Annotated in this window: 6 protein-coding genes; 2 read left to right on the forward strand and 4 right to left on the reverse strand. The window is 70.6% G+C overall.

Features of this window, described 5'->3' with window-relative positions:
- Window positions 1-16 precede the first annotated feature (16 nt).
- From FNH09_RS26360 to nsdA, 3 genes are all read right to left on the reverse strand, one after another.
- Window positions 17-355, reverse strand: coding sequence for a P-II family nitrogen regulator (locus FNH09_RS26360; RefSeq protein WP_003997576.1), 339 nt, complete (start codon window positions 353-355; stop codon window positions 17-19).
- Window positions 352-1,695, reverse strand: coding sequence for an ammonium transporter (locus FNH09_RS26365; protein ID WP_152892245.1), 1,344 nt, complete (start codon window positions 1,693-1,695; stop codon window positions 352-354). The genes FNH09_RS26360 and FNH09_RS26365 overlap by 4 nt, the downstream gene beginning before the upstream one ends.
- A 313-nt stretch (window positions 1,696-2,008) precedes the next feature.
- A complete protein-coding gene (nsdA, locus tag FNH09_RS26370; RefSeq protein ID WP_162469123.1) occupies window positions 2,009-3,490 on the reverse strand; it encodes a transcriptional repressor NsdA in 1,482 nt (493 codons plus the stop codon).
- Window positions 3,491-3,945: 455 nt separating this feature from the next.
- Between nsdA and FNH09_RS26375 the strand changes: the two genes are divergently transcribed.
- Complete coding sequence (locus FNH09_RS26375; RefSeq protein WP_152892249.1) at window positions 3,946-4,611, forward strand: bifunctional DNA primase/polymerase; 666 nt, start codon at window positions 3,946-3,948, stop codon at window positions 4,609-4,611.
- A 218-nt stretch (window positions 4,612-4,829) separates the two neighbouring features.
- On the opposite strand, the gene ftsY is transcribed toward FNH09_RS26375, so the two are convergent.
- Complete coding sequence (gene ftsY / locus FNH09_RS26380) at window positions 4,830-6,029, reverse strand: signal recognition particle-docking protein FtsY (protein ID WP_152892251.1); 1,200 nt, start codon at window positions 6,027-6,029, stop codon at window positions 4,830-4,832.
- 156 nt (window positions 6,030-6,185) lie between these two features.
- Between ftsY and FNH09_RS26385 the strand changes: the two genes are divergently transcribed.
- Complete coding sequence (locus tag FNH09_RS26385) at window positions 6,186-7,157, forward strand: LLM class flavin-dependent oxidoreductase (protein WP_152892253.1); 972 nt, start codon at window positions 6,186-6,188, stop codon at window positions 7,155-7,157.
- Window positions 7,158-7,159: the final 2 nt, after the last annotated feature.

Raw genomic sequence — 7,159 nt, forward strand, 5'->3', positions numbered from 1 at the left:
CTGTCCGTCTTCTGTTTCAGAGCGCGTCCGGCCCGCGCTCGCCGGTCCGCACCCGTACGGCCGTCTCGACCGGCAGGGACCAGACCTTGCCGTCACCGATCTTGCCGGTCCGGGCCGCCTTGACGATGACGTCGATCAGCTGTTCGGCGTCATCGTCCTCGGCCAGCACCTCTATGCGAATCTTGGGGACCAGGTCCACGGTGTACTCGGCACCCCGGTAGACCTCGGTGTGTCCCCGCTGCCGACCGTAGCCGCTCGCCTCGGTGACCGTCAGTCCGTGGACCCCGAAGGCCTGGAGGGCCTCCTTGATCTCGTCGAGCCGGTGGGGCTTCACGACGGCGGTGATGAGCTTCATGCGTCCACCTTCTTGCTGGCAGTGTCGGACACCCCGGCCGGGACGGCGGTCCGGGCGGCACCGCCGCCGGCACCGCTGAAGTCGTATGCGGTCTCGGCGTGCTCGGCCTGGTCGATACCGGCCACCTCGTCGTCCTCGGTGACGCGCATGCCGATCGTCCGGTCGAGGGCGAAGGCGAGGATCGCGGAGACGACCAGCGAGTAGCCGAGGACCGCGAAGACGCCGGCGCACTGCTTCCAGAGCTGGTCGAAGGAGTGGTTGCCGTAGAAGACGCCGGTCGCGGTCGACTGGCCCTTGCCGGTGGCGAAGAAGCCGATGAGCAGGGAGCCCACGACGCCGCCGACCAGGTGGACCCCGACGACGTCGAGGGAGTCGTCGTAGTTGAACCGGTACTTCAGTCCGACGGCCATGGCGCACAGCACACCGGCGATGGCGCCGACGGCGATCGCGCCGAGCGGGGAGACCGCACCGCCCGAGGGGGTGATGGCGACGAGACCCGCGACCGCGCCGGAGGCGGCGCCCAGCGTGGTGAACGCGCCGTGCCGGATCTTCTCGTAGGCGAGCCAGGCCAGCATGGCGGCGGCGGTGGCGACCTGCGTGTTGACGAACATCAGCGCGCCGACGCCGTCGTCGTTGCCGAGCCACGAACCGGCGTTGAACCCGAACCAGCCGAACCACAGCAGACCGGCGCCGAGCATGACCAGCGGGAGGCTGTGCGGACGCATCGGGTCCTTCTTGAAGCCGACCCGCTTGCCGATGACCAGGATCACGCCGAGCGCCGCGGCACCCGCGTTGATGTGGACCGCCGTACCGCCGGCGAAGTCGATCACGCCGAGCTCGTAGGCCCAGCCGCCGGCGCCCCAGACCCAGTGCGCGACCGGGAAGTAGACGACCGTGGCCCACAGGGTGATGAACAGCGCCCAGGCGCTGAACTTGACGCGGTCGGCGAGCGCACCGCTTATGAGAGCGGGCGTGATGATCGCGAACATCAGCTGGAAGACCATGAATACGAAGATCGGGATGGTGTATCCGTCCCACAACTCCGTCAGACCGATGTTGCTGAGGCCCACCCAGTCCGAATTCCAGCCGATGAATCCGCCGGAATCGGTGCCGAAGGCGGCGGAGAAGCCGTAGAGGACCCACAGGATGGTGATGATCCCCAGGCTGATGAAGCTCATCATCAGCATGTTCAGCGTGCTTTTGACGCGGACCATGCCCCCGTAGAAGAAGGCCAGACCCGGAGTCATGAGCATCACCAGGGCGGAGCAAATGAGCATGAAGCCTGTGTTGGCCGGCGACAGCGTGGGCGCGTCTGCCGCAAGCGTGATGGCTGGTGCCATCGGCGTCTCCTCGTCGTTGGTACGGACCCGTGCGGGCGAAGCCTGAGCGGAATGAGGGGTGGGCCGGTTATGCGCCATGAGATTGACGCAGCGCCGTTTCGGTCGACGCCCCTCGTTGTTTCGCCGCGGTGACGAAGGCACCTTGTGTGTTACGCCTCGATGAACCGCAGGATTACGTGCGCGGGGATCGTTATCTTGGCGCAACCTTCGATGAAGGAAAGAAACCGGCCGCGGTCGGCCTTCCGATGACCTGGCGCGGGGGAGCCGAGTCGGGCAGTTCGGGAAGGCCGGCCGCGGCCGGGGTCGTGCGGGCTCAGACCGCTTCCGCGGTCTCGGGCAGCTCGACGGCGAGCTTCTCCGTCAGATCGACGATCTCGGCGAGATCCCCGAAATCGCGTACAGCGGTGTCGACGGTCTTTCGGATACGTGTGTTGACGCGCTCGGAGCGGACCTTCTTCGCGATGGTCATCGCGTCCTCGGCGAAGCCCGTGATCCGCTCGGGTTCGCGCCGCAGCAGGTGCACGGTGGCCATGCCGATCAGGTTGAGTGCGTACGACCGCTGGTGCTCGCGGTCCTGGCCGAACAGCTCGACGGCACGCTGCATGAGGGGCTCGGCCAGGGAGGCGTAGGTGGGGCTGCGGCCGGCGACGTACGCGAGGTCCCGGTAGGAGTGGGAGTTCTCGCCGTACAGCTCGGCCTCGGAGAAGAAGCGGATCCAGTCGGGGTCCGGCTCGTCCCACTCGTCGGCGTCGGCGAAGGTGTCCTCGGCCATCCGCACCGCCCGCTTGCACTTTCCGGGCTGGCCCATGTTGGCGTACGCGCGGGCCTCCATCGCATACAGCATCGACTGGGTGCGCGGGCTCGCGCAGTCGCGGCTGCCGTACTGCGCGAGGTGGATCAGCTCCAGGGCGTCCTCGGGCCGTCCCAGGTGGATCATCTGACGGCTCATGCTGGACAGGACGTACGAGCCGAGCGGTTTGTCGCCGGCCTCCCGCGCCGCGTGCAGGGCGAGGACGAAGTACTTCTGGGCGGTGGGCTGAAGTCCGATGTCGTAGCTCATCCACCCGGCCAGCTCGGCCAGTTCGGCGGCGACCTTGAACAACTTCCGCGCGACGGGCTCGGGCTGGGGTTCCTGGAGGAGGTCGGTCACCTCGTGCAGCTGGCCGACGACGGCCTTGCGGCGCAGACCGCCACCGCACTGGGCGTCCCACTGCCGGAACATCACCGTGGTGGACTCCAGCAGCTCCAGCTCGGGCCCGGACAGCCGGCCGCGGGCGCGGGCGGCCGGTGTGGGGTCGGCCTCGGGCTCCTGGCGCGGACCGGGCAGCGTGGGCACCAGCCAGCGCTGCATGGGCTCGATGAGGGCCGGGCCCGCGGCCAGGCCCAGCGAGGTGCCGAGGAAGCCGCGCCGGGCCAGCATCAGGTCGCTGCGCGAGAACTCGCTGAGCAGGGCCACGGTCTGCGGGCCCGTCCAGGGCAGGTCGACGCCGGACGCGGACGGCGACTGACGGGCCGTGCGCAGGCCGAGATCCTCGACGGAGACGACGCAGCCGAAGCGCTCGGAGAACAGCTCGGACAGGATCCTGGGGATCGGCTCACGGGGGTTCTCACCGTCCAGCCAGCGGCGCACGCGCGAGGTGTCGGTCGAGATGTGACTGGCGCCCAACTGACGAGCCCGGCGGTTGACCTGGCGCGCGAGCTCGCCCTTGGACCAGCCGCTGCGCACGAACCACGAACCGAGCATGTCGTTGGGGCGCTTCTCAGCGTTCGCTCCGCTTCCGCCGTTGCCGCCCACTGGAACGCCCCCATCCCTGAGACCACTTGTCTCTGACTGCGCCAAGCCCTATCAGAATGCCGGGGGTCAGGGCCGTCCGTCCCCGGGTTGCCACCCTTCGAACGGAAAGCCGGGTTGCCTCCGGCATACCCACAAGCGCATGCGCCTCCAGGCCTCGTGCACACAAAGTAATCCTACGATCACCCGTCCACCACGAGGATCCCTCAAACGCCACCATTCGCCACCCCTTCGAATGAACTCACGACGGCCACTACGCGATTCACTTGACACAGGACGGCCGGGAGTGAGCAGAGAGGTGCACACGGGGGCGCGCGTCGCCGTACACACAACCCCGAACACTCCAAGGCGCCGTCCGCATCGCGCGGCACCAGGGAGCGGGAACACGCAAAGTCACGCAGAGTGATGGATGGTGTTCGTCTCGTAACCACCGGTGCGTCGGACCCGTTGGAGGGGGCATGGGCTTCACGATCGGCAGCAGTCTGGGTATCCGTGACATCCGGTCCGCCTCGCGCCGCCGCGGCCGCTCGTCGGAGTGCACCGCCGTGGCCGAGTTCACCGGACTGTGGGGCTGGGACGTCGTGCCCGGCGCCAGGGCCGCCGCGGGCACCTGCTCCTGCGGCCGCCCCGACTGCCGGGCGCCGGGTGCGCATCCGCTCGACTTCGCGCCGGCGCTGCCCGCCGGGGCCACGCTGGACCAGGTGACCAAGGCGTGGGCCGACGTACCGGGTGCCGCCGTGATGCTTCCGGTCGGCCGCGCGTTCGACGTCGTGGAGGTGGCGGAGGCGGCCGGGCGCCGCGCCCTGGTCCGGCTGGAGCGCATGGGACTTCCGCTCGGCCCGGTCATCGCCACCCCCGAGGGCCGCGCCCAGTTCTTCGTCGCGCCCGGCGCCGCCGCCGAGCTGCCCGCCCTGCTCTACCGCATGGGCTGGGACGACCCGACCGCCCTGGACCTGCGCGGCCTCGGCCCGGGTACGTACATCACGGCACCGCCCTCCGACCGCGGCGGCCTCGGTCCGGTGCGCTGGCTGCGCCCGCCCGGCCTGGACTCGGCGAGCCGGCCGCCCGCGGCCCGGCTGCTGCTCGGCACCCTGGCGTACGTGGCCCACCGGTCCCGACCGTGAACCGGTCCCCCGTCCGAACCGGCCCCCCTCTGAACCGGTCCGAGGCACGCCGGGGTGACGCCGTGACGCGCGGCCGAGCGTGACCGGACCGCCCACGACGAAGGGCCCCACCGCATCTGCACCATGCGGTGGGGCCCTTCCTGGTTCGGGGGCCCGGCCGGGCGTTCGGCCAGGGGCCGGGCGGCCCGTCGTTCACCGGCCGGGCGGCCGGGTGGGGATCAATCCCCGATAAGGGCATCGACGAAAGCTTCCGGCTCGAACGGCGCCAGGTCGTCGGCGCCCTCGCCGAGCCCGATCAGCTTGACCGGCACGCCCAGCTCGCGCTGGACCGCGACCACGATGCCGCCCTTGGCCGTGCCGTCCAGCTTGGTCAGCACGATGCCGGTGATGTCAACGACCTCCGCGAACACCCGGGCCTGTACGAGTCCGTTCTGCCCGGTGGTGGCGTCGAGGACGAGCAGCACCTCGTCGAGCGGGGCCTGCTTCTCGACCACGCGCTTGACCTTGCCCAGCTCGTCCATGAGTCCGGTCTTGGTGTGCAGCCGGCCGGCGGTGTCGATGAGGACGACGTCCGCCCCCATGTCCTTGCCCTCCTTCACCGCGTCGAAGGCGACGGAGGCGGGGTCCCCGCCCTCGGGCCCGCGCACGGTGTGGGCGCCGACCCGATCGCCCCAGGTCTGGAGCTGCTCGGTGGCGGCGGCACGGAAGGTGTCGGCGGCGCCGAGGACGACCGTCCGGCCGTCGGCGACCAGGACCCGGGCGAGCTTGCCGGTGGTGGTGGTCTTGCCGGTGCCGTTGACGCCGACGACCATCACGATGCCGGGCTTGCTGGTCTCCGGCTCGGTCCTGACCGTGCGGTCGAAGTCGGTGCCGACCAGCGTGAGCAGTTCCTCGCGCAGCAGGCCGCGCAGCTGCTCGGGGGTGCGGGTGCCGAGCACCTTCACCCGCTCGCGCAGTCGTTCGACCAGCTCCTGGGTCGGCATCACGCCGACGTCGGCGGTCAGCAGCGTGTCCTCGATCTCCTCCCAGGTGTCGTCGTCGAGGTGCTCGCGCGACAGCAGGGTGAGCAGGCCCTTGCCCAGGGCGTTCTGCGAGCGGGAGAGGCGGGCGCGCAGGCGGACGAGTCGACCGGCGGTGGGCTCCGGGATCTCGATGACCGGAGCCTCGGCGGGAGGCTCCTCGACGGCCACAGGGGCCGAGGCCTCCGGAAGATCCACCTCCTCTATGGTGCGGCGCGGTTCTTCACGCGGCGTCTCGGCCTCTTCGCCGACCTGCGGTTCGGCCGGAGGCGCGGTGATGTCGGGCGCCGAGGGCGGCGGCGGGGGCAGCGACTTCGTCCGTCGACTGCCGACGACGAGCGCGCCGATCGCGGCGAGCGCGACCACGGCGATGACTACAGCAAGGATGACGGTTTCCATAACCCGTCCAGTATCTGTCATGGACCCAGGCGGGGCCCAGCTTGTGGTTTCCTCCAACCCGGCGCGCCGCCCGGCGGCCCCGGCCCGACGGGCCACGACATAGCAATCTGACGATCCGTCAGCTACCGTCCTCCTCGCCGACCCGAAGGGGGACCCATGCCCGTCACCGTCGTACGCCTCAATCTCGTCGCCCCCGACGCCACGCCCGCCGCGCTGCACGAGCGCTACGCGGCGGCCCTGGAGCTGGCGCGGTACGCAGACGACCACGGGGTCACCACCGTGCAGACCGAGGAACACCACGGCGTCGCCGACAACTGGCTGCCGTCGCCGTTCACCTTCGCGGGCGCCCTGCTCGGCGCGACCCGACGGCTGGCGGTGACGGTCTCGGCGGTGATCGGCCCGCTGTACGACCCGCTGCGGCTGGCCGAGGACATCGCGGTACTGGATCTGCTGAGCGGCGGGCGGCTGGTGACCGTCGCCGGGATCGGGTACCGGCCCGAGGAGTACGCCATGTTCGGGGTGGACTGGCACCGTCGCGGCCGCCTCCAGGACGAGCTGCTGGAGACGGTGCTGAAGGCGTGGACCGGCGAGGAGTTCACCCACCGGGGCCGTACCGTACGGGTCACCCCGCGCCCGTTCACCGCACCGCATCCCCTGCTGCTGGTGGGCGGTTCATCGCGGGCCGCCGCGCGCCGGGCCGCGCGCCTGGGGCTGCCGTTCTTCCCCAGCGCGCATCTGCCGGAGCTGGAGGCGTACTACAAGGACCGGCTCGCGGAGTACGGCACCGAGGGCTGGACCATGATGCCCGCGGCCGAGACGCCGCTGCTGCACATCGCCGAGGATCCGGACCGGACCTGGGCCGTGTACGGGAGCCACTTCCTGCACGAGGCCCGTACCTACGCCGCCTGGCAGTCCGGTGACATCCGGTCGGCCGTGCGGTCCTCGGCCACGACGGTGGAGGAATTGCGCGCCGAGGGCGTGTACCGCGTCCTGACACCGCAGGAGTGCGTGGCTCAGGGCCTGGACAACCTGGTCCTGCACCCGCTGGCCGGCGGGATGCCCGTCGAGGAGGGCCGGCGCAGTCTGCGGCTGTTCTGCGAGGAGGTGCTGCCCCGGCTCAGCGACTGAGC

The sequence above is a fragment of the Streptomyces adustus genome, assembly GCF_009377175.1.
GTDB lineage: Bacteria > Actinomycetota > Actinomycetes > Streptomycetales > Streptomycetaceae > Streptomyces > Streptomyces adustus.

What these genes read in the sequence shown, in the direction of transcription:
- FNH09_RS26365 (WP_152892245.1), bottom strand. Translation starts at nt 1,695, where the DNA reads ATGGCACCAGCCATCACGCTTGCGGCAGACGCGCCCACGCTGTCGCCG.
- FNH09_RS26385 (WP_152892253.1), top strand. Translation starts at nt 6,186, where the DNA reads ATGCCCGTCACCGTCGTACGCCTCAATCTCGTCGCCCCCGACGCCACG.
- FNH09_RS26375 (WP_152892249.1), top strand. Translation starts at nt 3,946, where the DNA reads ATGGGCTTCACGATCGGCAGCAGTCTGGGTATCCGTGACATCCGGTCC.
- FNH09_RS26360 (WP_003997576.1), bottom strand. Translation starts at nt 355, where the DNA reads ATGAAGCTCATCACCGCCGTCGTGAAGCCCCACCGGCTCGACGAGATC.
- ftsY (WP_152892251.1), bottom strand. Translation starts at nt 6,029, where the DNA reads ATGGAAACCGTCATCCTTGCTGTAGTCATCGCCGTGGTCGCGCTCGCC.